This window comes from Streptomyces sp. NPDC055749, assembly GCF_053617235.1.
The window spans coordinates 73,062-94,528 of record NZ_JBSHFH010000027.1; the positions used below are offsets into that span (position 1 = coordinate 73,062).

The window sequence follows — 21,467 nt, forward strand, 5'->3', positions numbered from 1 at the left end:
CCCGGGGACCACGGAGGGTTTGCACGGCCGGGCAGGCCCCGCGGTCCGAAACGCGGAGCCCGCCCGGATCGCAGGGGGTCAGGCGGGGGTGATGTTCTCCGCCTGCGGGCCCTTCTGGCCCTGGACGACGTCGAAGTTCACCTTCTGGCCTTCCTGGAGCTCGCGGAAGCCCTGGGCGGCGATGTTGGAGTAGTGAGCGAACACGTCAGGGCCACCGCCGTCCTGCTCGATGAAACCGAAGCCCTTTTCCGCGTTGAACCACTTCACGGTTCCACTGGCCATTTTTTGTCCTCCAAGCAGACACAGAAATCGGCGCCCGCACCGTACGGGCACCTGAGAGGTGATCGCCTTGGTTCTCGGTTCTCAGCTCACAGCGCGCTGAACAGCAGAACGCCCGCGAACTCGCGTTCACGGGCAACCGCACCTTCTGAACCACGACAGCTGGGGCCGACGCTACACAGCCTTCCCGGCCCTCACGGTGACCGACGCCCCGGCTGTTTCACGGCAGTCACCTGCCAGGCCCAAAGGAAGCCGTCGGCGCACCGATCATCGACATCAGCAGCCCGTGGGTTTCGGCGTCGGCGGCCACGACCAGTCCGCGGCCCGCCGGCCCGACCGGGGCTCCGTCGATCCCCGTGACCACACAGCCGGCGGCCCGGCACAGAGCGATTCCGGCGGCGAAGTGCACGCTCCCGGACAGGTCGCCGCCATCGGTGACGTACGCGGCGCGTCTGCCTGCCGCGACCCAGGCCAGCGCCAGCGTCGTGGACACGACGCGCGGCCGGAACCGCTCGACGAAGCCGGGGTGGGCCAGCAGATCCACGGCACGGAAGCCGGGAGCGCCCGGGAACGGCGGGTCCAGGTTGACGTCCACCAGGCGGGTCGCCGACGTGGGTACGAGCAGCGCGTCGGCGCCTTCATCCCCGCCGGTCCTGTCGGCCGCGTTGTGGCGGACCCGGGCGGTCTCGCCGTCGGTGAAGAACACTTCGCCGCCGAACGGGTCGGCCACGGCTGCCGCCCCGTCGCGCAACGCCACGTTGACGGCGACCAGCATGCTGCCGACCGCGTAGTTCAGGGTGCCGCACAAGGGGTCCACCAGCCACTGGCGCGGCGCCCCGGTGGCACCCTGCTGCCCGCTCTCCTCGCCGAGCACCGCGTCATCGGGCCTGGCGGCACGGATGGACCCGAGGATCGCCTTCTCGGCCTCGATATCGGCGTCGGTGGCGAAGTCCCCGGCACCCTTGTCGATGCGGGTGAGGCGCTGTCCGTACATCCCCCGCACCACGTCCGCGCCGGCACGCGCCGCCGCTATCGCAACCTCGGCATCGTCCTGGCCCGCGTATGAGTTGATCACGCCGCGCAGGATACCGACGGCGAGGCCGCATCAACCGATCGGCCGACCCCCGAGTCGTCCGCCGGGGGAGCGGAGGGGAGCTTGTAGGCCGACGGGGGCGGGCGGGACACGGACCCAGGATGGAGAACAGAGCGGGACAGCCGAACGACTCGCTCCGAATCGACTCACTCCGAGGAGCCACCATGAAGAAGATGTCGCTGCGTACCCGTGTCCTGACCGGTACCGTCGCTGCCGCCGCCCTCGGTGCCGGTACGTTCGGCGCCGTTTCCGCCAACGCTGCCACCCCGGCCGCCGCCCCCGCCGCGGCCGTCAAGGCCGACGCGGCCAACAAGAACGTCATGCGGACGAGCCAGCTGACGATCGAGGCCGCCACGGAGGCGGCGCAGGCGACGCTGGACGCCGCGGAGAAGGAGAACCAGCGTGTCTCCGTGGCCGTCGTCGACCGCAACGGCAACACCATCGTGACGCTGCGCGGCGACGGCGCGGGCCCGCAGTCCCCGGAGTCGGCCGTGAAGAAGGCGTACACCGCCGTCTCCTGGAACGCCCCGACGTCCGAGCTGGTCAAGCGCCTGGAGCAGGCCCCGAACCTGAAGGACATCCCCGGCACACTGTTCCTCGGCGGCGGCGCCCCGGTGCAGGTCAAGGGTGCCCCGGTCGCGGGCATCGGCGTGGCCGGCGCCCCCAGCGGCGACCTCGACGAGAAGTTCGCCCGCGCGGGCGTCGCCGCCCTCGCGAAGTAACTCACGCATCGGTCGGCACGGAACGGCGTTCCTCCGCCCGGATGCCCGTGACGACCACGACGACGACGCAGAGCGCGATGGTCCCCTCCGCCCAGAAGAAGGCGACGTAGTCGACCAGGGAGCCGATGGGCGGAGCGCCGGGCGCGGTGTTGCGGAAGGCGGCCAGAGCGAACAGGGTGGCGGCCATCCAGCTGAGAGCCGGCCACGTCAGGCCCTTGCGCCGGGTGACGAGGAACCAGCTTCCGATGATCACGGAGACGGCCAGCGCCCACATCGCCGCCATCATGAAGACGGCGAAGGCCAGGGCGCTGCCCGAGCGCTCCAGTCCGGCTTCGAACACCGCCGCGCCACCGATCGTGGAGGCATCCACGTCGGCGACGAAGAGCGCGTCGCTGTTGGACAGGGTCATACGGACGGGCACCGGCTCGCCGCCCTGCAGTGCGCCGAACTCCAGCGTCGTGTCGTAGGCGTCGAACGGGTAGTCCGTGACCGAACCGCCGGTCAGCGTCACGGGCACGTCCACGGACGTGATGCGGCTGTGCGCGCGGAACGTGAGGTCTCCCCGGACGGAGGGGGACGTCTGCAGGGTCAGGTCCGCGGTGGGCGAAACACCGCCCGCCTCCGCCAGACGGCCACGAGGTGTGACCAGCACGCGCAGGACCAGCTCCCTGCCCGCCGCATCGACGCGCTGCACCGAAGCCACGACGTCCACCCTGTCGGGGGCCGAGCTGCCCGTGCTGTGACGGACGCTCAGGGCCTGGCGTTCCTCGAACTGGAGCCACACCCCGGCGACGACGGCCGCGGCCACGGCGAGGAGAACGGCTCCCGCGGCGACAAGCCTGCCGCGGGCCGGTGAGAAGCGTCTCATCGTGGCCACAGCCCTTCCGTGCGGTGGGAGGGGTCAGTCGACCGGCTCGCCGGGCTGGTCGTGCGTGGCGCAGTGGATGCCACCGCCGCCGGAGGCGATGGTGTCGATCACGACCGGCACGATGTCGCGCTTCGGGAAGTGCTCCTGCAGAATCCCGCGGGCCCTGTCGTCGGCCTTGCGGTCACCGAACCGCGGCATGAACACCGAGTCGTTGGCCACGTAGAAGTTGGCGTACGTCGACACGAAGTCGTCGCCCTCGCCCGTGATCCTGTCGAGGTCGGGCTGCGGCAGCTCGATCACTTCGAAACGCCGGCCACGTGCGTCGGTCGCCTTCTCCAGTACCGCCCTGGCCTGGTCCGCCGCGCGCGACCAGGAGTCCGGGGGCGTACCGGGGAACGACTGGTCCAGCAGAACCACGCCGGGAGCGGTGAACCGGACGAGGCTGTCCACGTGGGCGTCGGTGATGTCCTGGCCGCGTACACCCTTCAGCCACACCACCTTCTCGACCCCCAGGGTCTCCTTGAGGTCGGCCTCGATGTCGTCCCTGCTCAGACCCGGGTTGCGGTTCTCGTTGACGATCGAGCTCTCGGTGAGCAGCAGCGTGCCCTCGCCGTCCGTCTCGAAGGAGCCGCCCTCGGCGACGAGGGGCGCCTCGACGCGCGGGATCTTGTACGTGGACAGGAGGGTGCGGCCGACGCGGGCGTCGTTCGTGTGCTCCTGCTTGTTGCCCCAGCCGTTGAAGTTGAAGTCGACGCCGATGACCTCGCCGTTCTCCTCGACGAACACCGGGACGGTGTCGCGGGCCCACAGGTCGTCGACCGCGAGCGGGATGACCTCGACCTGCGAGCCGCAGGCCCGCTGGGCGGCCTTCTGCTGGTCCGGCCTGGCCATCATGACGACGTACTCGTAGTCGGCGACGGCGCGGGCGATGCGGGCGATGTCCTCGCGGACGTACGGAAGGTCCTCCCCCCAGACCGAATCCAGGGCGGGCCACGACATGAAGGTGCGTGCGTGGCTGTCCCACTCCGCGCCGAACCGCAGCTTTCCCTCGGCTTCGAGGTCCGAGCCTGTGCCGGAGGTCCCGGAGTACGAGGAGTCGCCAGGGCCGCAGGCCGCGGCGCCGAACGCCAGCGCGCCGAGTCCGGCGAGGGTTCGCAGGGCTGTGCGGCGGGTGGGGGGAAAGTGGGACACGAGGTGCTCCGATCGTGGATTTTCAAGGCTATCCGGGGGCGGCGAACACGGCGCGGTGGTCAGTGGCGCTGGAGTGGGCAGCGCCGGTGTGAGCGGCCGTCCGGACTGACTGCACGTGGCAGCACTCTGACACTGACTGAAAATTCAGTCAAGTCACCCCTGTCCGGTGCTCGGCGCCAAGGGCCGTGCCGACGGGCGGACCGAAGGCCGGGCCCGGCGCCGGGCCCGCCGGCCGAGGTGTGACACCTCGGCCTCGATCCCCTCGCGCATCCTGGCGCGCGCGTCCTCCAGGGGCAGGATGTCGCCGAGCCATCGGGTGCTGAGGCCTTCGAGCAGCGCGGTCAGCCGTTCCGCCGAGGCGACGAGCGCGGATTCCGGTGCCGTCGGCTGGACCCTGCCCAGCTGGTCGGCCACCTCGCGGACCCAGATCACGCTCGCGAGGGTCAGTTCGCCCCGCAGCTCGGGATCGAAGACGGCGCTCGCGCGCAGCTCGCCCCACGCGGTGCTGTTCTCCCGGACGTGCGGGGTGTCCTGGAGCTCCAGCAGCAGCGCCTGCTCCAGCTCGCCGAGCGGACTGTCGGGGAGGGCGTCGCCCGGCTGCTCGGCGGTGTAGCGCTCGGCGCGGCTGTTGACGTGGGCCAGTGTCCGCCGGAGCAGGCCGGCCCGGTCCTCGAAGTGGTAGTAGATCAGGGCCTTGGAGACGCCCGCCTCCGCTGCCAGCTCCTCCACCCGCAGCCCTCGCACGCCGCGGCGTGCGATGACTCTGGCCGCTGCTTCGAGAATGTCCGTTCTGCGGTCGCTCACCTTGGGTCCTTCTCCTCGTGGGTGCCGTCCGGCGGCGCCAGTCGCTTTCTGTCTCACATTGACTGAAACTTTAGTCAAGTGCACGATCGTCTCCACACCGCCGCAGTTCCGCACCGCCGAAAAGAGCCAGCGCATGTCCACTCAGCCCCCGGGCGCGAAGCCTGTCCGCACGGCGCTGTCAGCCCATGACCCGTACGAGATAGGGGGCTACCGCCTCCACGCACGCCTGGGCGCCGGAGGCATGGGTGTGGTGTATCTCGCGTACACGCTGGGCGGGCGGCCCATCGCGCTCAAGGCGGTGCGGGAGGACTTCGCGACGGACCCCGGATTCCGTCAGCGGTTCGCCGACGAGGTCGCCAGCGCCCGACGTATCCATGGGCTGTTCACGGCGCAGGTCGTCGACTCCGGAGTCGACGACCCGGTCCCGTGGCTCGCCACCGCCTACGTTCCCGGCCCCTCCCTCGCGCAGGTGGTCCAGCGCCACGGTCCGCTTCCGTCCCGCACGGTGCTGCTGCTCGTCGCCGGTATCGCGGAGGCCTTGCAGGCCATTCATCGGGCCGGAGTCGTCCACCGGGACCTCAAGCCGGCCAACGTACTGATCGCGGAGGACGGCCCGCGCGTCATCGACTTCGGCATCGCCCGGGCGGCCGACGCCACCGGACTCACCGGTACCGGCCTGCGCATCGGCACCGCCGCGTACATGGCACCCGAACAGGCCATGGGCCTGCCCGTGACCCCCGCCGCCGACGTCTTCGCGCTCGGCGCACTCGCCGCGTACGTGGCCGGTGGCGCACTGCCCTTCGGGACCGGACCCGAGCCGACCACGCTGTACCGGGTGGTGCACGAGCCGCCCGACCTCTCGCGGGTGCCGCACGAACTGCACGAGCTGCTGTGGGGCTGCCTCTCCAAACAGCCCGAGGCCCGGCCGGCGCCGGGCGACATCATCGCGGCCGTGCGCGCGCACCCACTCGTCGCGTCCTCACTCGAATTCACCCACGGCTGGCTCCCCGCCGGCGTACGCAGGGAGATCGGAGATGGCGGCGAGCAGCCGGCGCCCGTCCCCTCGCATGCGGCCCCCACCCACGCCGGGCCGACGCCCACTCATGCCCAGTCGACGCTCCTGGCAGACGTGGTGAGCCCCCGGCTCGCCCGCGCAGACGGCGTGGTCCAGGACGGACCTGCGGATCCACCGCCGCGTCCTCGCCGGCGGCGTCGGCGCCGGGGTGTGCTGGCGGGGGCGGCCGTCGCCGTCGCGCTCGTGTCGGCGGGCTCCGCTCTGTACGTCACGGGGCTTCCCGGGAAGCCCGGCGGGGGAGTCCCGGGCGCGGAGCGGCGGCCCGGCTCGTCCGCCTCCTCGGTGGAGACGCCGTCGGCGCCCGCGGCGCAGACACCGTCGGCCTCAGCCTCATCGGCGCCGCCGCCCGCGGGGCACACGCCGGGTTACGCGGACGCCGAACTGACCGCCCCCGATCCGAGCTACGAATTCGACCTCCGGGCAGGGAAGGTGGTCCCCGCCGAGACCGCGTCCTGGTACCTGGCGTGGAGCGGGGACACGTTCGTGCCGCCGGAGGACAGCGACGCCTTCGTCGCGGCCGGATACGTCCTGAGCCCGGCGGACTGCGAGCGGGGAATCGAGACGGAGCCGGTGACGGAACTGCTCTTCGACGATCTCGTCGACGAACGCCCGTTCTGCGTCCGGAGCCCCGATCAGAAGGAGATCGTGATCGTCCGGCTCGTTGAGGCCGAGGCGGAGGACGGACCCGTCACGGTCGTCCTGAGCCACTACACCAGGGGCGATTGACGCGCTTCTCCCGTACCCCTCCGGCGTACGCGAGCCGGTGGGCCCGCTAGGGTTGGGCGCCATGGCGTCCCGTAATACCCGGATTCTCGAAGCAGCCGCACGGGTGATCGCCCGGCGCGGTGTCCGCGGCCTGCGTGTGGAAGAACTCGCGGCCGAGGCGGGTGTGTCCACCGGGCTGATCTACTACCACTTCAAGGACCGCACCGGGATCCTGCGCCACACGCTTGAGTTCATCAACGACCGCGCGGAGCGCTACACGACGCTCCGCGACCCGGACGAGCCGCCTCTCGGCCCGCGCGAGGAACTCGAACAGATCCTGCTCCTGGAACTGCAGGACACCGAGCAGGTCCGGGAGAACAGTGCGGCGTGGGGCGAGCTGCGGGCGAGCGCCGTCTTCGATCCGGCTCTGCGTGAGGACCTGGCCAGGGCGACGCTGGTCTGGGTGCAGGAAGTAGCCGCCCTGCTGGGCCAGGTGAAGCCCATGGTGCCCGCCGCGACGCTGGCCGCCGCTGCCGAGAGGCTCACTGCGCTGGTGGAAGGGCTGAGCATGCGCTGGCTCAGCGGCGGTCTGCGGATCGATCACGCGCGGTCACTCGTCGAGGGCGCCGTCGAGGCGGAACTGACGGGCCTGGACCAGCGGTAGCGGGCCCTCCGCCGCGCTTCCCCTCCTTCTGCGTGCTTCGTTCCGCATGAATGTGTCGCGACCCCTGGCTGAATTTTCAGCCAGTGCCACAGTGATGCCACCGAGGGGGCGGATCCCGGCCCCGAACCGGACCTGGTGCTCACCGACGACGACGCACGCACACCCGCCCCCGGGCCACCGCTTGTGCGGCCCGGGGCGGGTGCGTGTGGCCTGTACGGGCCATGGGTCTCCGCGCTCGGCGTCAGCCTGCCAGTTCAGCGGTGGCCGCGGCCACCGCGCCGCTGTTGCGGGTACGGGTGCCGTTCAGCCGGTCCCGGTGCTCGGCGATCTGCGCCTTCTGGATCTTCGAATCCTCGGCGAACCACACCGCGACCAGATCCGTCTTCTCCTTGCAGTCGATCTCCGCGAGCGCGACGGCGATTTCCTCCTCCGACGCCGGACCGCCTTCCACGTGGGGCGCGATCTCCGTCGCCTCGAAGGGGGTGGCGGCCGAATAGCCTTCGCTCTTCATGCACTGCGACCATTCGGCCGTGGCCTGCTTCACGGCCGGGGCCCGCATGGACTCCGTAAAGCTGATGCCGTTCAGTTCGGATACGAACGCCAGGTCATCGGGCGAAGGCTGCTTCAGCTTGTTCTTCGCCCACCCCGAGCAGCCCCCCTCGTGGATCTTCTTGCCCTTGTAGGACTCGGGGGCGGGTTCGGCTGCCCTTGCCGCACCGGGGGTGTTCGGCTTGGCGGGCTTGGAGTGCCCGGTCAGTACCTGGACCTCTTCGTCGGTCAGCTCGGGCATCTTCTGCCGCACCTGCCTGGTCAGCGCCTCGGACAGGCCGTACCCGTACCGGGCGGCTGCCTGCCGGTCGGTGAGCCCGTATCTGCGCTCCATGTTGGCGTCGTTGTCGTTCGGCGGCGGGGTCGTGCCGGCCAGCGGCAGCTCTATGGAGATGCCATAGCCGCCCATGCACTTCTCCTGGAGGTTCCGCGACGCCTGATCCAGCGCCACGGTGTCCTGGTAGGTCTGCATGTAGTCCTCCAGCGGCAGGGACAGGCCCTTGGCCAGGCCCCGGTCCGGAGTCGCCCTGGGCCAGTTCTCCTTGTTCACCATCGGCTTGTTCTCCGCCACCGGCGTCGTCCCGGCGGTGTCCGGGACGGTCCCCGCGCCGCATCCGGTGATCAGAGCCGTGGCCGCCGCCATGACCACGGCGGTGCGCTTGTTCCAGTTCATGGTGATGATTCCTCTGTACGGCAGTGGCGGCTCAGGCGAAGTGCTGCGAGGCGTTCTCGTTCTTGAGCGCGGAGGTCAGGTTGGTCAGATTGCAGTCGCCCCAGGACTCGTTGTGGGCGAAGTACTGCGAGGTGCCGCCGTAACCCGAGTTGTAGTACACGCGGTAGTTGTCGACGTAGGAACAGTTCTGCACCGAGGCCGCGTTGTTCTTCACGTACTGCCCCGCCCCGTAGCCGTTGCCGTTGAAGACGTAGCGGTACGTCGTCAGGGACGATCCCTGGTACTGGCTCGAGCCCGAATAATCGGAGACGTTCCCGTAGAAGGCCGCCCAGCTGGTGACGTAGCGGCCGTTCTGAATGGCCAGCTCCTTGGAGTTGTACAGCAGCCAGAGATCGCCCTCGGAGCAACTGATCCACGGCACACTGCAGTTGCTCGTGACCTTGTACTCGGCGGCCTGCGCCGGCGTGGCGGTGGCCAGCAGCCCCGCACCGGCGGCGATCGCGGTGACGACCGCACTGATCCTGGTGCGCACCGACATGTTCCTCATACCGCGCATTTCCTTCTCCCTCGTTGGATCGTCATTGGGGTCAGCCCGTCTGCGCCGCTGCGGCGAGCGTGCGGATGGCGGGCAGGTCGGCGTAGAGGTTGTTGCCGGGGCACTCGGTGGGGTAGCCGTCACGGTGGCCGGAGATCCGGTCCATGGTGACCTTCTGGTTCTTGGTGAACTTGCCGTTGTCGGCGGCTGCGGTGAGGACGACGGTCCCGGACGCGTCGTGGCCGTACAGGCCGAGCTTCCAGGCGGCGACCCCGGCCACCGCGTCGAGCACCGGCGGTGAGGAGATCGCGTCGTTGTAGTTGCCGAGGACGGCGACGGCGGAGGTGTCCGTGTTGAACCCGTAGGTCTGCGCGCCGAGTACGGGCTTGTCGATGCCGCCCGCGCGGCCCTCGAAGACGGTGCCGCACTTGTCGACGAGGAACTGGTAGCCGATGTCGTTCCAGCCCTGACTCTGTACGTGGTACAGGAAGATCGCCCGGATGATGTCGGGGGACTGCTCGCAGGTGTAGTCGTTGGTGCCGGCCGTGTGGTGGGTGAACACCACCTTCGTGTCCGTGGTGTACGTCGCCGGGTCCTTGACCAGTGACTCGTCGGCACCCCAGCCCGAGCGCGGAGTGACGACGGGCTGAGGAGCCGTGCTCGCGGTGGCCGCGGTGGTGGCGAACGACGTGGAGGAGGCCGCGGCGGCGTCCGGGTCCACGAGCTCCACCCGCAGCCCGGCGGGCAGCCGCGACAGCTTGCCGTGCTGCCCGGTCACCCTGACCTGCACGCCGTCGGAAGGCCCGGTCCACAGCGGCTGGGTCCCGGCGCGCGCCTCGCCCACTGCGGTGCCGGGCCCGACCTCGGGCGTACGTACGTCGAGTTCGAGCTCACGCCAGCCGGACCAGACGCCGGAGGCGTTGTCACGGGTACGGACCTGCGCCGTGCCGCCGAGCTCGGCGCGCGGGTCGGTCCAGGTGACACCGATCATGCTGAACGGTTCGGTGTGGCGGGCGGACAGCGCGCGCTGACCGGGGTCGGAGCCGTGCAGCGCGATGCTCCGCACTCCGTCCGGCAGTTGTGCCGCGGGCGTCGCCGGGGAGGTGAGACCGAGGGTCGCGAGGGCGACGGCGGTGGCCGCCACCACCCTGGTGGTGCGACGGAAGAGGTGCGGGTTCACTGGGCTCCTTCAGGGACTGCGAATGTTCCGGGTGGGGGATTCACTGCCGCACGTGGTCCGGCCGAAGGCGCCGGTAGCGGTGGCGCGTTGGGCGTACTTGCCACTTTCGGGCGACGCGAATTCGCCGTGTTTATACACCATCGGAATCGAAGGATGCCAAGCAGCCGACAAATCGGGCCAGGTCAGGGCCCCGTGACCGCCGAGGGAGCCCGCGCGGCCACAAGTCGCTTATACAGCACCGCATTTCAAGGACCGGCCTGTCGCCGCATTCTTTATCCCGGTCGGTCGGCTGGGATGTGTTGACGGACGTGCGAGAAATAGGCGCGTTTTCTTCGCGGCGCTCTCTTCCAGGCAGATTTTCGCGGCCGCATGATACTGCATGTACGCGCCAAGTGTTCGAGTGGGCGGGCTCCCCACGGCATCGCGGAGCGATCCTGGAGTGGCGTCGGCCCGTACCCGCTAAGCTGCGAAAGCCTCGTGGGGGAAGTCCGGTCGAATTCCGGCGCTGACCCGCAACGGTAGGCGGAGCCCGTCCAACGGCTTCGCAAGCCCGAATACCCACGGTGGTGAGAGCTCTGTCAATTCGCCGTGGACTGCGAGAGGCGCTGCACAGGACGCTTCGCGTCCGGGCTGCTCCTTGGGTTGCGTAGGTGCACGGCCTGAGGCGAAAGCGATCCGCCCGTGGTCACTCCCCTCGAACGCATACCTGCCGCGCCCTCGCGCACGGCCCGCGCCGCCGGCGGGCCTGCCCCTCCCCGGCGCGTACCCCTGCCTCTCCTCCTGATCACCCTGTGCGCGCTGCTTCCGCTCTCCCTTGTCTGTGGCGCCGGAATCGGAGCCTCCGGGATCTCCTGGGGAGATGTGCTGCGCTATCTGTCGGCCGGCCTGACGGGAGGCTCCATAGCTCCCGGCGAAGTCCCCGGGTACACCATCGTCTGGGAACTGCGCTTTCCACGAGCCGTGCTGGCCGCGGTGGTCGGGGCCGGCCTGTCGGCCATCGGCGTCGCCGTGCAGGCCATGGTCCGCAACGCCCTGGCCGACCCGTTCGTCCTCGGTATCTCCTCCGGCGCGGCAGTCGGCGCCAACGCCGTACTCATCTTCGGAGCCTTCGGCGCGCTCGGCATCTGGGCCCTGTCCACCGCCGCCTTCCTCTCCGCACTCCTCGCGATGATGCTCGTGTACGCGATCGCCCGCACCGCTCGCGGCCTGACCCCTCTGAGACTGGTCCTGACGGGCACGGCCATGTACTACGGCTTCTCGGCCGTCACGACGTTCATGGTGTTCGCCGCCGAGCAGGGCGAGGCCGCACGCTCCGCGATGATGTGGATGCTCGGCAGCCTCGGGGGCGCAACTTGGTCCTCCGTACCGATTGCCGCAGGTGCCGTGATCGGTGGCCTCGCCCACCTCGCCTGGTCGGCGCGTCGCCTCAACGCCCTGGCGATGGGCGACGAGACGGCCGCCGCTCTCGGAGTGGACGCGGGGAGACTGCGCAAGGAGTTGTTCCTGGTCTCCGCCGCGGTCACAGGGGCGCTGGTCGCGGTGAGCGGAGCGATCGGCTTCGTCGGCCTGATGGTCCCGCACGCGGTGCGGATGCTGGTCGGCGCGGATCACCGCCGACTGCTGGCCGTCGCACCGCTCGCGGGGGCCGTCCTGCTGATCTGGGTGGACATCCTCTCGCGCGTCGTGCTCGCACCCGCCGAACTGCCGGTGGGCGTACTGACAGCGATCATCGGCGTGCCGTGCTTCGTCCTGCTGATGCGCCGCCGCTCGTACACCTTCGGGGGCGCATGATGCAGATCGAAATCGATGAGCTGACGGTCGAGATCGCCGGTGCGCGTCTGGTGGAGGACATCACACTGCGAGCGGGCAGCGGCCGGCTGGTCGGCCTGGTGGGGCCCAACGGCAGCGGTAAGTCCACCCTGCTGCGCTGCGTCTACCGGGCCCTGCGTCCCTCCGCCGGAACGGTCCGGATCGGGGGCGAGGACCTGTACGCCATGAGCCCGCGCGAAGGTGCCCGCCGGCTGGCCGCGCTTCCGCAGGAGGCGACGTACGAGTTCGACTTCACCGTCGCCGAGATCGTGGCGATGGGGAGGATGCCGCACCAGCGACCGGTGGCGCGTCCGACCGAGGAGGACCGGCGGACGTGCGAGGCGGCGCTTGCGGAGGTCGGGGCCGCCCATCTGACCGACCGTGGCTTCCTGACCCTCTCCGGCGGCGAGAAACAGCGCGTCCTGATCGCCCGGGCCATGGCCCAGCAGCCACGGGTGCTGGTGCTCGACGAGCCCACCAACCACCTGGACATCGCCCAGCAGCTGGAGGTGCTGGCCCTGGTACGCGACAGCGGACTGACCGTGCTCACCGCGCTGCACGACCTCAACCTCGCCGCACTCCACTGCGACCTCCTCCACGTCATCGACGGAGGCCGGATCGTCGCGTCCGGCGCCCCGCACGACGTCCTCACGGCCGAGCTGCTGGCCGAGGTCTTCGGCGTACGCGCGCACCGGGTGCCGCACCCGGAGACAGGCGCCGTACAGCTGCTCTTCGACCGTCTCCTGCCTGCCCGTTCCTCTTCATAGCCCGTCCCCCCTTCACAAGGAGCCACAGCCACCATGCCCAACCTGGCACGTCCCGCCGCACTCGGCCTCGCCCTCACCGCCGTCATGGTTCTCAGCGGATGCGGCGCCGAGGTCACCCCGCAGGACGGGGACGAGAAGTCACGCGCGGCCGGGGGCCACTATCCGGTGACCGTCGAGAACTGCGGTGAGAAGAAGACCTACGACAAGGCACCGCAGCGCGTGGTCACCAACGACGTAGGAATCACCGAGATCATGTTCGCTTTGGGGCTCGAGGACCACATGGCGGGCTATGTGATGCCCGACGACAAGGGCGATCTGACGTCTGTCCCCTGGAAGGGCGGCTACGAGAAGACCGCCTGGCTGTCCAAGCGGACGATCAACAAGGAACTGGTCCTGGAGGCCCGCGCCGACCTGGTCTTCGCGGGCTGGAACTACGGCTTCAACGAGGGGGACGGGTTCACCCCGGCGGTGCTGGAGAAGGTGGGGATCGGCTCGTACCTGCTGAGCGAGTCGTGCCGCAACGGCCAGGGCAAGGCCCGGGGGGTGATGCCGCCGCTCGAAGCGCTCTACACCGATCTGCGGAACCTGGGAAGGATCTTCGACGTCGAGAAGCGCGCCGAAACCCTCGTCGCACGGTTCGAGAAGCAGGTGGCCGAAGCACAGGCGACCGCCCTGAAGGGCGCTGACCGGCCGAGGGTGTTCCTCTACGACGACGGCCGGGACAAGCCCTTCACCTCGGGTGCCTACGCCGGACCGCACGACATCATCACCAGGGCGGGCGGCGATCACGTCATGAAGGACCTCAAGGACAGCTGGACGACGGTGGGCTGGGAGACGGTCGTCGAGCGCGACCCCGAGGTGATCGTCATCAACAACTACGGAGACACCAGCGCGGACCAGAAGCGGGAGTTCCTGAAGTCGTATCCGCCACTGGCCAAGGTCTCAGCCATCAAGAACGACCGCATCGTCGTCCTCGACTACGTGGACCTGGTCGAGAGCCCGCGCAACCCCGCGGCCATCACCTCGCTGGCCGCGGCACTGAGGAACTCGAAGGGCGACTCCTAGCGGAATGCCTGCTGGAGCCGCGGCCGGGGCTGCGGGGCCGGGGCGGGGTGCTGGTCGGCGCCCCGGCCCGGTCATTTTCGGTCAGATGTCCCGGAAGATCTCGATCTGCGCACCCACCGAGTTCAGCCGTTCCGCCAGGTCCTCGTACCCCCGGTTGATCACGTACACGTTGCGCAGGACCGACGTGCCCTCGGCCGCCATCATCGCGAGCAGGACCACCACCGCAGGACGCAGCGCGGGCGGGCACATCATTTCGGCGGCGCGCCAGCGGGTCGGGCCCTCGACCAGTACGCGGTGCGGGTCCAGGAGTTGGAGCCTGCCGCCCAGGCGGTTGAGGTCGGTCAGGTAGATGGCCCGGTTGTCGTAGACCCAGTCGTGGATCAGGGTCTGGCCGTGCGCCGACGCCGCGATGGCGGCGAAGAACGGCACGTTGTCGATGTTGAGGCCGGGGAACGGCATCGGGTGGATCTTGTCGATCGGCGCCTCCAGCTTGGAGGGCCGGACCGTCAGGTCCACCAGCCGGGTGCGGCCGTTGTCGGCGGCGTACTCCGGCGTACGGTCGCAGTCGACGCCCATCTCCTCCAGCACCGCGAGCTCGATCTCCATGAACTCGATCGGTACCCGGCGGATCGTCAGCTCGGACTCCGTCACCACCGCGGCGGCCAGCAGGCTCATCGCCTCGACCGGGTCCTCGGACGGGAAGTAGTCGACGTCCACGTCGATCTGCGGGACGCCGTGCACGGTCAGCGTCGTCGTGCCGATGCCCTCGACCCCGACGCCCAGTGCTTCGAGGAAGAAGCACAGGTCCTGGACCATGTAGTTGGAGGACGCGTTACGGATGATGGTCGTGCCGTCGTGCCGGGCGGCGGCCAGCAGCGCGTTCTCGGTCACCGTGTCGCCGCGCTCGGTCAGCACGATGGGGCGGCCGGGGGTGACCGAGTGGTCGACCTGCGCGTGGTAGAGCCCGTCCGTCGCGGCGATCTCCAGGCCGAACCGGCGCAGCGCGATCATGTGCGGCTCGATGGTCCGCGTACCGAGGTCGCAGCCGCCCGCGTACGGCAGGGTGAATCGGTCGACCCGGTGCAGAAGCGGGCCGAGGAACATGATGATGGAACGGGTCCGGCGCGCGGCGTCCGCGTCGATGGCCGCGAGGTCGAGCTCGGCGGGCGGGACGATCTCCAGGTCCACGCCGTCGTTGATCCAGCGGGTGCGCACCCCGATGGAGTTGAGCACCTCCAGCAGCCGGAAGACCTCTTCGATGCGCGCCACCCGGCGCAGGACCGTGCGGCCCTTGTTGAGGAGCGTCGCGCAGAGCAGCGCGACACACGCGTTCTTGCTCGTCTTGACTTCGATGGAGCCGGAGAGCCGACGGCCGCCCACCACTCTGAGGTGCATGGGGCCCGCGTAGCCGAGCGACACGATCTCGCTGTCGAGAGCCTCGCCGATACGGGCGATCATCTCAAGGCTGATGTTCTGGTTGCCGCGCTCGATCCGGTTGACCGCGCTCTGGCTCGTGCCGAGCGCGTCGGCCAGCTGTGTCTGTGTCCAGCCCCGGTGCTGACGGGCGTCACGGATGAGCTTGCCGATGCGTACGAGGTAGTCGTCTTCCATGCGCGAACGTTATCTCAGATATGAGATGAAGATCGCGCCGGGGGGTGGTGTCCGTGTCGGTCGTGCGCCGGGCCGTGGACGCGCCCCCTTCTCATGGTGCGTCAGGTCTGACGGACCGGCAGGTCGAGCGCGTCCGTACGGGTGGGTCGCGGGGGAGTGGGGTCCTCAGCGTCCGCCGGCCGGTTCGAAGCCGGCCAGCATCTGTTCCAGGGCCGTCTGGTCCGGCCCGACAAAGGGGGCGGAACCGGCCGCCGAGCCCAGCGTGTCGATCATCCGCCCGGTGATCCCCGGGGCGGGCGGCAGATGCGTGGAGAGGACGAGCTCCGGCTTCCTGTCCCGCAACAGCTCGAACGTGCCGAGGAACCGCCGCTCGTCCACGTTCTGCACCCAGGGGCTGTCCACCGTGGCCCACAGCAGCTGGGCGGCCCGCAGGTCCTCCGTGCCGACCGCGCCGACGTCGGGGCCCTCCGCCAGGTCCGCGCTCGGCAGCGGTCCGCCGAAGCAGTCGGAGCTGAAGCACACTCCGGTGAGGTCGTCGAAGAAGCCCACGGTCGCGGGGTTGTCGAACAGCGGCGGCCGGAAGCCGGTCAGTGTGCGGTCGCCGACATCCAGCGACTGCCCCGGATTGAGCAGATGCAGCCGGTCCATCGGCAGCGGCCGTTCGCAGGACATGATCCCGACGGCCAGGAACGTCGTCACGAGGCGCGCCTCGGGCGCCGCGGCCAGCAGATCGAAGATCCCGCCGGTGTGGTCCCGGTCCGGGTGCGTGAGCCAGATCCAGCGCACATCGGCGGGGTCGATGACGGTGGAGAGGGTCTCCAGGAAGTTCCGGTCGGGCAGTCCGAGTCCCGTGTCGATGACGACGGGCTGGGCGGAGTGGAGGACGAAGGCGTTGGCGGGGATGTGCCCGATCCCGGGCACCTCGAGACTGTCGCTGATGACGCTGACATCCGGACGGATCCTGTGGACGTGCATGGCGGACTCCAGGCCCCCCGGGGCTGGTGATCGCTCGCGGTCTCTGTTTCCATCCTCTGTCAGGCCCGGCCCCGCCGCTCATCGAGTCGATGAGGGCCGAGCCGAAGCGGACCGGGACACGGCGCCCGGGCATGACCGCGCGGCGGCGATGTACTAGAGTTATCTCGACATCGAGATATCTGCCGAGGCGTACCGCAGCCGCCGCTCGGTAAGGGTTACCTAACTAAGCCTTACCTTAGTGGATGGTGGGGGCCGTAGGCGGCACCACGCGGCGCCGGCCGCCAATGAGGCGCGGCGCGGTAGTACGCGCACATTGAAGAAGGAGACTGTCGTGTCGGCGAACAGCTTCGACGCCCGCAGCACGCTGCGCGTGGGCGACGAGTCGTACGAGATCTTCAAGCTGGACAAGGTCGAGGGCTCCGCGCGCCTCCCTTACAGCCTGAAGGTGCTGCTGGAGAACCTGCTCCGCACCGAGGACGGCGCGAACATCACCGCCGACCACATCCGGTCGCTGGGCAACTGGGACTCGCAGGCCCAGCCCAGCGAGGAGATCCAGTTCACGCCGGCCCGCGTGATCATGCAGGACTTCACCGGCGTCCCGTGTGTCGTGGACCTCGCCACCATGCGTGAGGCCGTGAAGGAGCTGGGCGGCGACCCGGCGAAGATCAACCCGCTGGCTCCGGCCGAGCTGGTCATCGACCACTCCGTCATCGCCGACAAGTTCGGCACCAACGAGGCGTTCGCGCAGAACGTCGAGCTGGAGTACGGCCGCAACAAGGAGCGCTACCAGTTCCTGCGCTGGGGCCAGACCGCCTTCGACGAGTTCAAGGTCGTCCCCCCGGGCACCGGCATCGTCCACCAGGTCAACATCGAGCACCTGGCGCGTACGGTCATGGTCCGCAACGGCCAGGCGTACCCCGACACCCTCGTCGGCACCGACTCGCACACCACGATGGTCAACGGCCTCGGCGTGCTGGGCTGGGGCGTCGGCGGCATCGAGGCCGAGGCCGCGATGCTCGGCCAGCCGGTCTCCATGCTCATCCCGCGCGTCGTCGGCTTCAAGCTGACCGGAGAGCTCCCGGCCGGCACCACCGCCACCGACCTCGTGCTGACCATCACCGAGATGCTCCGCAAGCACGGCGTCGTCGGCAAGTTCGTCGAGTTCTACGGTGAGGGCGTCGCCGCCACCTCCCTCGCGAACCGCGCCACCATCGGCAACATGTCGCCGGAGTTCGGCTCCACCGCCGCGATCTTCCCGATCGACGACGAGACGCTGAAGTACCTCCGTCTGACCGGCCGCGACGCCCAGCAGGTCGCGCTCGTCGAGGCGTACGCCAAGGAGCAGGGCCTCTGGCTGGACCCGGCCGCCGAGCCGGACTTCTCCGAGAAGCTGGAGCTCGACCTCTCCACGGTCGTCCCCTCCATCGCAGGCCCGAAGCGCCCGCAGGACCGTATCGTCCTCGCGAACGCCAAGGCCCAGTTCGCCCAGGACGTACGCAACTACGTCGCCGACGACGAGGAGGCGGGCAAGGAGTCCTTCCCGGCCTCCGACTCCCCGGCCACCGCCAACGGCGTCCCGACGAACCCGGTCACCGTGACCGCCCCCGACGGCACGACGTACGAGATCGACCACGGCGCCGTCACCGTCGCCGCGATCACCTCGTGCACCAACACCTCGAACCCGTACGTCATGGTCGCCGCCGCGCTCGTCGCGAAGAAGGCCGTGGAGAAGGGCCTGACCCGCAAGCCGTGGGTCAAGACCACCCTCGCCCCGGGCTCGAAGGTCGTCACCGACTACTTCGACAAGGCGGGCCTGACCCCGTACCTCGACAAGGTCGGCTTCAACCTCGTCGGCTACGGCTGCACCACCTGCATCGGCAACTCCGGCCCGCTGCCGGACGAGGTCTCCAAGGCGGTCAACGAGCACGACCTGGCCGTGACCTCGGTGCTCTCCGGCAACCGTAACTTCGAGGGCCGGATCAACCCCGACGTCAAGATGAACTACCTGGCGTCCCCGCCGCTGGTCGTCGCGTACGCCATCGCCGGTTCGATGAAGGTCGACATCACCAAGGACGCCCTCGGCGTCGACCAGGACGGCAAGCCCGTCTTCCTCGCCGACATCTGGCCGACCGAGGCCGAGGTGAACGACGTCGTCGCCAACTCCATCGGCGAGGACATGTTCAACAAGTCCTACCAGGACGTCTTCGCGGGCGACGCCCAGTGGCAGGCGCTCTCGATCCCGACCGGCAACACCTTCGAGTGGGACGCCGAGTCCACCTACGTCCGTAAGCCCCCTTACTTCGAGGGCATGACGATGGAGACCACCCCGGTCTCCGACATCACCGGCGCCCGTGTGCTCGCCAAGCTCGGCGACTCGGTCACCACCGACCACATCTCCCCGGCCGGTGCGATCAAGGCCGACACCCCGGCCGGCAAGTACCTCACGGAGCACGGCATCGAGCGCCGTGACTTCAACTCCTACGGCTCGCGCCGTGGTAACCACGAGGTCATGATCCGCGGCACGTTCGCCAACATCCGCCTGCGCAACCAGATCGCGCCGGGCACCGAGGGCGGCTTCACCCGCGACTTCACCCAGGCTGACGCCCCGGTGTCGTTCATCTACGACGCCTCGCAGAACTACCAGGCCGCGGGCACCCCGCTCGTCATCCTGGCGGGCAAGGAGTACGGCTCCGGCTCGTCCCGCGACTGGGCGGCCAAGGGCACCGCGCTCCTCGGCGTCAAGGCCGTCATCGCCGAGTCCTACGAGCGCATCCACCGCTCGAACCTCATCGGCATGGGCGTCCTTCCGCTCCAGTTCCCCGAGGGCCAGACCGCCGCGTCCCTCGGCCTGACCGGCGAGGAGACCTTCTCCTTCACCGGCGTGACCGAGCTGAACAACGGCACCACCCCCCGCACGGTGAAGGTCACCACCGACACCGGCGTGGAGTTCGACGGCGTCGTCCGCATCGACACCCCCGGCGAGGCGGACTACTACCGCAACGGCGGCATCCTGCAGTACGTGCTCCGCAGCCTGATCCGCAAGTAGAGCGCACGGCACACCACTGAGGGCCGCACCCCGTCGTCACGGGGTGCGGCCCTTCGGTCTGTTGCGGTGCGTTGCGGGGAGCGCGCGGTCAGCCGGCCGCCGGAGTCCGGTACACCTCGGTGATCCGGCACTTCGTGTCGCCCGGGACCTCGCCGGTCCCCTGCGCCTTCTTCTTCGCCGTCTGTCCCGGTGCGAGGCCGACCACGCCGACGATCCCTTCCGCCACCCGGGCGCCGTCGCCGTCCACGAACTCCACGGTCACGACGTAATCCGCCGCGGCCCCGGAGCCGTTCACCACCGCCACCTGGGCATGCGGCCACGCGATCACCGAGTCCACCGTGCACCCGGTGATACGGACGTCCTCCTCCGGGGCCGTGCCGGTGGGCGTCGGGGTGGGCGTGGGAGTCGCCGACGCCTCCTGGCGGGGCATCGCCTCGGCCGACGGAGTCGTACGCCGTTCCGCGGAGTTCGTCACCGCGTTGCCCATGAAGTAGAGCAGCGTCCCGACGAGCCCCAGAACGAGCACCGCGCCTCCGACGGACAGTCCGACGATCAGCCCCGTACTGCTCTTGCGCGGCGGTTGCGGCCCACCCCATCCGGGCGGCGTCGCCCACGGCGGCTGCTGTTGCGGGTGGGGCTGTGGTGGCGGCGGAAAGCTGTCGGACATGAGGTCCCCCCTCGGGAAAACGTGCAGGCAGGACCCTACGGTAGGTGACTACCGCTTGATGCTCCGCACGAATTCCGCCCAGCCGGCGGCCCGGAAGGCGAGCACGGGGCTGTCGGCCAGCTTGGAGTCACGCACGGGCACGAAGCCGGGGACGTTGTCGGCGACCTGAACGCAATCGCCGCCGTCACCGTTGCTGTACGAGGAGGTACGCCAGGCGGCGGTGCGCAGGTCAGGTGCGGTGCTCATCGGTCGCGAACTCCCTTGCCGCCGAGACGATCCGAGCCAGGGACGCCTCCGGCGACAGTGCGGCAGCCCTTGCACCGTAGAAGGCGCGCGGATTGGTGTACGGGTCCAGATCCTTCGGCAGCGGCATGCGCGACAACGTAGCGCCGAGCGGACGCGCCGTACGGGCGATCGGGCAACGCTCATCCGTAAGTGCGATCGTGGGCGAGCGCGTTCGCACCTGACCAGAGAGCGGGACAACCACCATGGGCGAGCTGATCCTGATCCGCCACGGCGAGACCGAGTGGTCCCGTTCCGGGCAGCACACGAGCTACACCGATCTCCCGCTGACGGAAGTCGGTGAGCGGCAGGCCCGTGCGCTCGTACCGTTGCTGGCCGACCGGAACATCGTGCTCGCGCTCGTCAGCCCCGCCCTGCGGGCCCGGAGTACCGCGGCGCTCGCCGGTCTCAGCGAGGCCCGCGTGACACCAGAGCTGCGCGAGTGGGACTACGGCGGCTACGAGGGCATCACCACCCGTGAGATCCACCGCACGCGGCCCCTCTGGAATCTGTGGACCGATGGGGTCGACCCGGGCACCGAGGGGCACCCGGGGGAGAGCCCGGAGCAGATCGGCGAGCGGGCCGACCGGGTGCTGGCGGGCGTGCGGTCCGCGCCGGAGCGTACGGGTAAAGGTGACATTGCACTGGTAGCGCACTCGCACTTCCTCCGCGTGCTCACCGCCCGCTACCTCGGGCTGACACCGGCCGAGGGCCGCCTCTTCCAGCTCGCCACCGGTGCCGTGTCCCGGCTCGGTACGGAGCACGGCCAGCCGGTCGTCACCGCGCTGAACCTGGCGCTTCCGGAGAGCCTCCAGGAGCGCTGACCGGACGGGCGGGGGCCAGGGCCCCCAGGGGCGGCACGCGCCGGCGGCCGGCGCCCCGAGGGGCACCGGCCGCCGTGGTGAGG

General features: G+C 69.8%; 21 protein-coding genes and 1 riboswitch. Of the genes, 8 read left to right on the forward strand and 13 right to left on the reverse strand.

The window, feature by feature from the left end:
* Positions 1 to 78: 78 nt before the first annotated feature.
* Together ACWGO0_RS21175 and ACWGO0_RS21180 are read right to left on the reverse strand one after the other, a co-directional pair.
* Positions 79 to 282, reverse strand: coding sequence for a cold-shock protein (locus ACWGO0_RS21175; protein WP_382725616.1), 204 nt, complete (start codon positions 280 to 282; stop codon positions 79 to 81).
* A gap of 226 nt (positions 283 to 508) precedes the next feature.
* Positions 509 to 1,354 (reverse strand): inositol monophosphatase family protein, encoded by an 846-nt coding sequence (locus ACWGO0_RS21180; protein ID WP_453536986.1) that lies wholly within the window; start codon positions 1,352 to 1,354, stop codon positions 509 to 511.
* A 182-nt stretch (positions 1,355 to 1,536) separates the two neighbouring features.
* On the opposite strand from ACWGO0_RS21180, the gene ACWGO0_RS21185 reads away from it, so the two are divergent.
* Positions 1,537 to 2,094, forward strand: coding sequence for a GlcG/HbpS family heme-binding protein (locus ACWGO0_RS21185; RefSeq protein ID WP_453536989.1), 558 nt, complete (start codon positions 1,537 to 1,539; stop codon positions 2,092 to 2,094).
* A 1-nt stretch (position 2,095) separates the two neighbouring features.
* Here the strand turns inward: ACWGO0_RS21185 and ACWGO0_RS21190 are convergent, their stop codons facing one another.
* The 3 genes from ACWGO0_RS21190 to ACWGO0_RS21200 all read right to left on the reverse strand — a co-directional run bounded on the left by ACWGO0_RS21190 (position 2,096) and on the right by ACWGO0_RS21200 (position 4,957).
* Positions 2,096 to 2,962, reverse strand: coding sequence for a DUF4436 family protein (locus ACWGO0_RS21190; RefSeq protein ID WP_453537048.1), 867 nt, complete (start codon positions 2,960 to 2,962; stop codon positions 2,096 to 2,098).
* Between the two features lie 33 nt (positions 2,963 to 2,995).
* Positions 2,996 to 4,153 carry an agmatine deiminase family protein gene (locus ACWGO0_RS21195; protein ID WP_453536992.1) on the reverse strand — a complete coding sequence of 386 codons (1,158 nt, stop codon included), beginning with the start codon at positions 4,151 to 4,153 and terminating at the stop codon, positions 2,996 to 2,998.
* A 153-nt stretch (positions 4,154 to 4,306) separates the two neighbouring features.
* Positions 4,307 to 4,957 (reverse strand): TetR/AcrR family transcriptional regulator, encoded by a 651-nt coding sequence (locus ACWGO0_RS21200; protein WP_453536994.1) that lies wholly within the window; start codon positions 4,955 to 4,957, stop codon positions 4,307 to 4,309.
* 133 nt (positions 4,958 to 5,090) lie between these two features.
* Here ACWGO0_RS21200 and ACWGO0_RS21205 point away from each other — a divergent pair, with 133 nt between their 5' ends.
* Together ACWGO0_RS21205 and ACWGO0_RS21210 are read left to right on the forward strand one after the other, a co-directional pair.
* A complete protein-coding gene (locus tag ACWGO0_RS21205; RefSeq protein WP_453536997.1) occupies positions 5,091 to 6,758 on the forward strand; it encodes a serine/threonine-protein kinase in 1,668 nt (555 codons plus the stop codon).
* Positions 6,759 to 6,819: 61 nt separating this feature from the next.
* The gene (locus ACWGO0_RS21210) at positions 6,820 to 7,401 is read left to right on the forward strand and encodes a TetR/AcrR family transcriptional regulator (protein WP_453536999.1); all 582 of its coding nucleotides are present in this window, start codon (positions 6,820 to 6,822) and stop codon (positions 7,399 to 7,401) included.
* A gap of 241 nt (positions 7,402 to 7,642) precedes the next feature.
* On the opposite strand, the gene ACWGO0_RS21215 is transcribed toward ACWGO0_RS21210, so the two are convergent.
* From ACWGO0_RS21215 to ACWGO0_RS21225, 3 genes are read right to left on the reverse strand one after another with little or no spacing between them, the layout of a single operon-like run.
* Positions 7,643 to 8,623, reverse strand: a complete 981-nt coding sequence (locus ACWGO0_RS21215) for a hypothetical protein (protein ID WP_453537002.1) — start codon at positions 8,621 to 8,623, stop codon at positions 7,643 to 7,645.
* A gap of 31 nt (positions 8,624 to 8,654) precedes the next feature.
* Positions 8,655 to 9,179 carry a hypothetical protein gene (locus tag ACWGO0_RS21220; protein ID WP_453537005.1) on the reverse strand — a complete coding sequence of 175 codons (525 nt, stop codon included), beginning with the start codon at positions 9,177 to 9,179 and terminating at the stop codon, positions 8,655 to 8,657.
* A gap of 31 nt (positions 9,180 to 9,210) precedes the next feature.
* A complete protein-coding gene (locus tag ACWGO0_RS21225; RefSeq protein WP_453537008.1) occupies positions 9,211 to 10,338 on the reverse strand; it encodes an N-acetylmuramoyl-L-alanine amidase in 1,128 nt (375 codons plus the stop codon).
* 480 nt (positions 10,339 to 10,818) lie between these two features.
* Positions 10,819 to 10,898: riboswitch (cobalamin riboswitch) on the forward strand.
* A gap of 121 nt (positions 10,899 to 11,019) precedes the next feature.
* On the opposite strand from ACWGO0_RS21225, the gene ACWGO0_RS21230 reads away from it, so the two are divergent.
* Genes ACWGO0_RS21230 through ACWGO0_RS21240 form a run of 3 tightly spaced genes read left to right on the forward strand, consistent with a single transcriptional unit; the run spans position 11,020 to position 13,979 of the window.
* Positions 11,020 to 12,129, forward strand: coding sequence for a FecCD family ABC transporter permease (locus ACWGO0_RS21230; RefSeq protein ID WP_453537011.1), 1,110 nt, complete (start codon positions 11,020 to 11,022; stop codon positions 12,127 to 12,129).
* Positions 12,129 to 12,914, forward strand: a complete 786-nt coding sequence (locus tag ACWGO0_RS21235) for an ABC transporter ATP-binding protein (protein WP_453537051.1) — start codon at positions 12,129 to 12,131, stop codon at positions 12,912 to 12,914. Before ACWGO0_RS21230 ends, ACWGO0_RS21235 begins: the two co-directional genes overlap by 1 nt.
* 33 nt (positions 12,915 to 12,947) lie before the next feature.
* The gene (locus ACWGO0_RS21240) at positions 12,948 to 13,979 is read left to right on the forward strand and encodes an ABC transporter substrate-binding protein (RefSeq protein ID WP_453537014.1); all 1,032 of its coding nucleotides are present in this window, start codon (positions 12,948 to 12,950) and stop codon (positions 13,977 to 13,979) included.
* Between the two features lie 81 nt (positions 13,980 to 14,060).
* Here the strand turns inward: ACWGO0_RS21240 and ACWGO0_RS21245 are convergent, their stop codons facing one another.
* Together ACWGO0_RS21245 and ACWGO0_RS21250 are read right to left on the reverse strand one after the other, a co-directional pair.
* Positions 14,061 to 15,590: a helix-turn-helix domain-containing protein gene (locus ACWGO0_RS21245; protein WP_453537017.1), complete on the reverse strand. Its 1,530-nt coding sequence runs from the start codon at positions 15,588 to 15,590 to the stop codon at positions 14,061 to 14,063.
* Between the two features lie 165 nt (positions 15,591 to 15,755).
* Entirely contained in the window at positions 15,756 to 16,565 is an 810-nt protein-coding gene (locus ACWGO0_RS21250) for an MBL fold metallo-hydrolase (RefSeq protein ID WP_453537020.1), read from the reverse strand.
* A 331-nt stretch (positions 16,566 to 16,896) separates the two neighbouring features.
* Here ACWGO0_RS21250 and acnA point away from each other — a divergent pair, with 331 nt between their 5' ends.
* Positions 16,897 to 19,611: an aconitate hydratase AcnA gene (acnA, locus tag ACWGO0_RS21255; protein WP_453537023.1), complete on the forward strand. Its 2,715-nt coding sequence runs from the start codon at positions 16,897 to 16,899 to the stop codon at positions 19,609 to 19,611.
* 88 nt (positions 19,612 to 19,699) lie between these two features.
* Here the strand turns inward: acnA and ACWGO0_RS21260 are convergent, their stop codons facing one another.
* The 3 genes from ACWGO0_RS21260 to ACWGO0_RS21270 are packed head-to-tail and all read right to left on the reverse strand — an operon-like array spanning position 19,700 to position 20,651.
* On the reverse strand, positions 19,700 to 20,278 hold the full coding sequence (locus ACWGO0_RS21260; RefSeq protein WP_453537025.1) for an FxLYD domain-containing protein: 579 nt from the start codon (positions 20,276 to 20,278) through the stop codon (positions 19,700 to 19,702).
* A gap of 48 nt (positions 20,279 to 20,326) precedes the next feature.
* On the reverse strand, positions 20,327 to 20,524 hold the full coding sequence (locus ACWGO0_RS21265) for a DUF397 domain-containing protein (RefSeq protein WP_453537028.1): 198 nt from the start codon (positions 20,522 to 20,524) through the stop codon (positions 20,327 to 20,329).
* The gene (locus tag ACWGO0_RS21270) at positions 20,508 to 20,651 is read right to left on the reverse strand and encodes a hypothetical protein (RefSeq protein WP_453537031.1); all 144 of its coding nucleotides are present in this window, start codon (positions 20,649 to 20,651) and stop codon (positions 20,508 to 20,510) included. The genes ACWGO0_RS21265 and ACWGO0_RS21270 overlap by 17 nt, the downstream gene beginning before the upstream one ends.
* A gap of 115 nt (positions 20,652 to 20,766) precedes the next feature.
* On the opposite strand from ACWGO0_RS21270, the gene ACWGO0_RS21275 reads away from it, so the two are divergent.
* Positions 20,767 to 21,384 carry a histidine phosphatase family protein gene (locus ACWGO0_RS21275; protein WP_453537034.1) on the forward strand — a complete coding sequence of 206 codons (618 nt, stop codon included), beginning with the start codon at positions 20,767 to 20,769 and terminating at the stop codon, positions 21,382 to 21,384.
* Positions 21,385 to 21,467 lie beyond the last annotated feature (83 nt).

What these genes read in the sequence shown, in the direction of transcription:
- ACWGO0_RS21175 (WP_382725616.1), bottom strand. Translation starts at nt 282, where the DNA reads ATGGCCAGTGGAACCGTGAAGTGGTTCAACGCGGAAAAGGGCTTCGGT.
- ACWGO0_RS21185 (WP_453536989.1), top strand. Translation starts at nt 1,537, where the DNA reads ATGAAGAAGATGTCGCTGCGTACCCGTGTCCTGACCGGTACCGTCGCT.
- ACWGO0_RS21190 (WP_453537048.1), bottom strand. Translation starts at nt 2,962, where the DNA reads ATGAGACGCTTCTCACCGGCCCGCGGCAGGCTTGTCGCCGCGGGAGCC.
- ACWGO0_RS21205 (WP_453536997.1), top strand. Translation starts at nt 5,091, where the DNA reads ATGTCCACTCAGCCCCCGGGCGCGAAGCCTGTCCGCACGGCGCTGTCA.
- ACWGO0_RS21210 (WP_453536999.1), top strand. Translation starts at nt 6,820, where the DNA reads ATGGCGTCCCGTAATACCCGGATTCTCGAAGCAGCCGCACGGGTGATC.
- ACWGO0_RS21215 (WP_453537002.1), bottom strand. Translation starts at nt 8,623, where the DNA reads ATGAACTGGAACAAGCGCACCGCCGTGGTCATGGCGGCGGCCACGGCT.
- ACWGO0_RS21220 (WP_453537005.1), bottom strand. Translation starts at nt 9,179, where the DNA reads ATGCGCGGTATGAGGAACATGTCGGTGCGCACCAGGATCAGTGCGGTC.
- ACWGO0_RS21235 (WP_453537051.1), top strand. Translation starts at nt 12,129, where the DNA reads ATGCAGATCGAAATCGATGAGCTGACGGTCGAGATCGCCGGTGCGCGT.
- ACWGO0_RS21240 (WP_453537014.1), top strand. Translation starts at nt 12,948, where the DNA reads ATGCCCAACCTGGCACGTCCCGCCGCACTCGGCCTCGCCCTCACCGCC.
- ACWGO0_RS21245 (WP_453537017.1), bottom strand. Translation starts at nt 15,590, where the DNA reads ATGGAAGACGACTACCTCGTACGCATCGGCAAGCTCATCCGTGACGCC.
- ACWGO0_RS21250 (WP_453537020.1), bottom strand. Translation starts at nt 16,565, where the DNA reads ATGCACGTCCACAGGATCCGTCCGGATGTCAGCGTCATCAGCGACAGT.
- ACWGO0_RS21260 (WP_453537025.1), bottom strand. Translation starts at nt 20,278, where the DNA reads ATGTCCGACAGCTTTCCGCCGCCACCACAGCCCCACCCGCAACAGCAG.
- ACWGO0_RS21265 (WP_453537028.1), bottom strand. Translation starts at nt 20,524, where the DNA reads ATGAGCACCGCACCTGACCTGCGCACCGCCGCCTGGCGTACCTCCTCG.
- ACWGO0_RS21270 (WP_453537031.1), bottom strand. Translation starts at nt 20,651, where the DNA reads ATGCCGCTGCCGAAGGATCTGGACCCGTACACCAATCCGCGCGCCTTC.
- ACWGO0_RS21275 (WP_453537034.1), top strand. Translation starts at nt 20,767, where the DNA reads ATGGGCGAGCTGATCCTGATCCGCCACGGCGAGACCGAGTGGTCCCGT.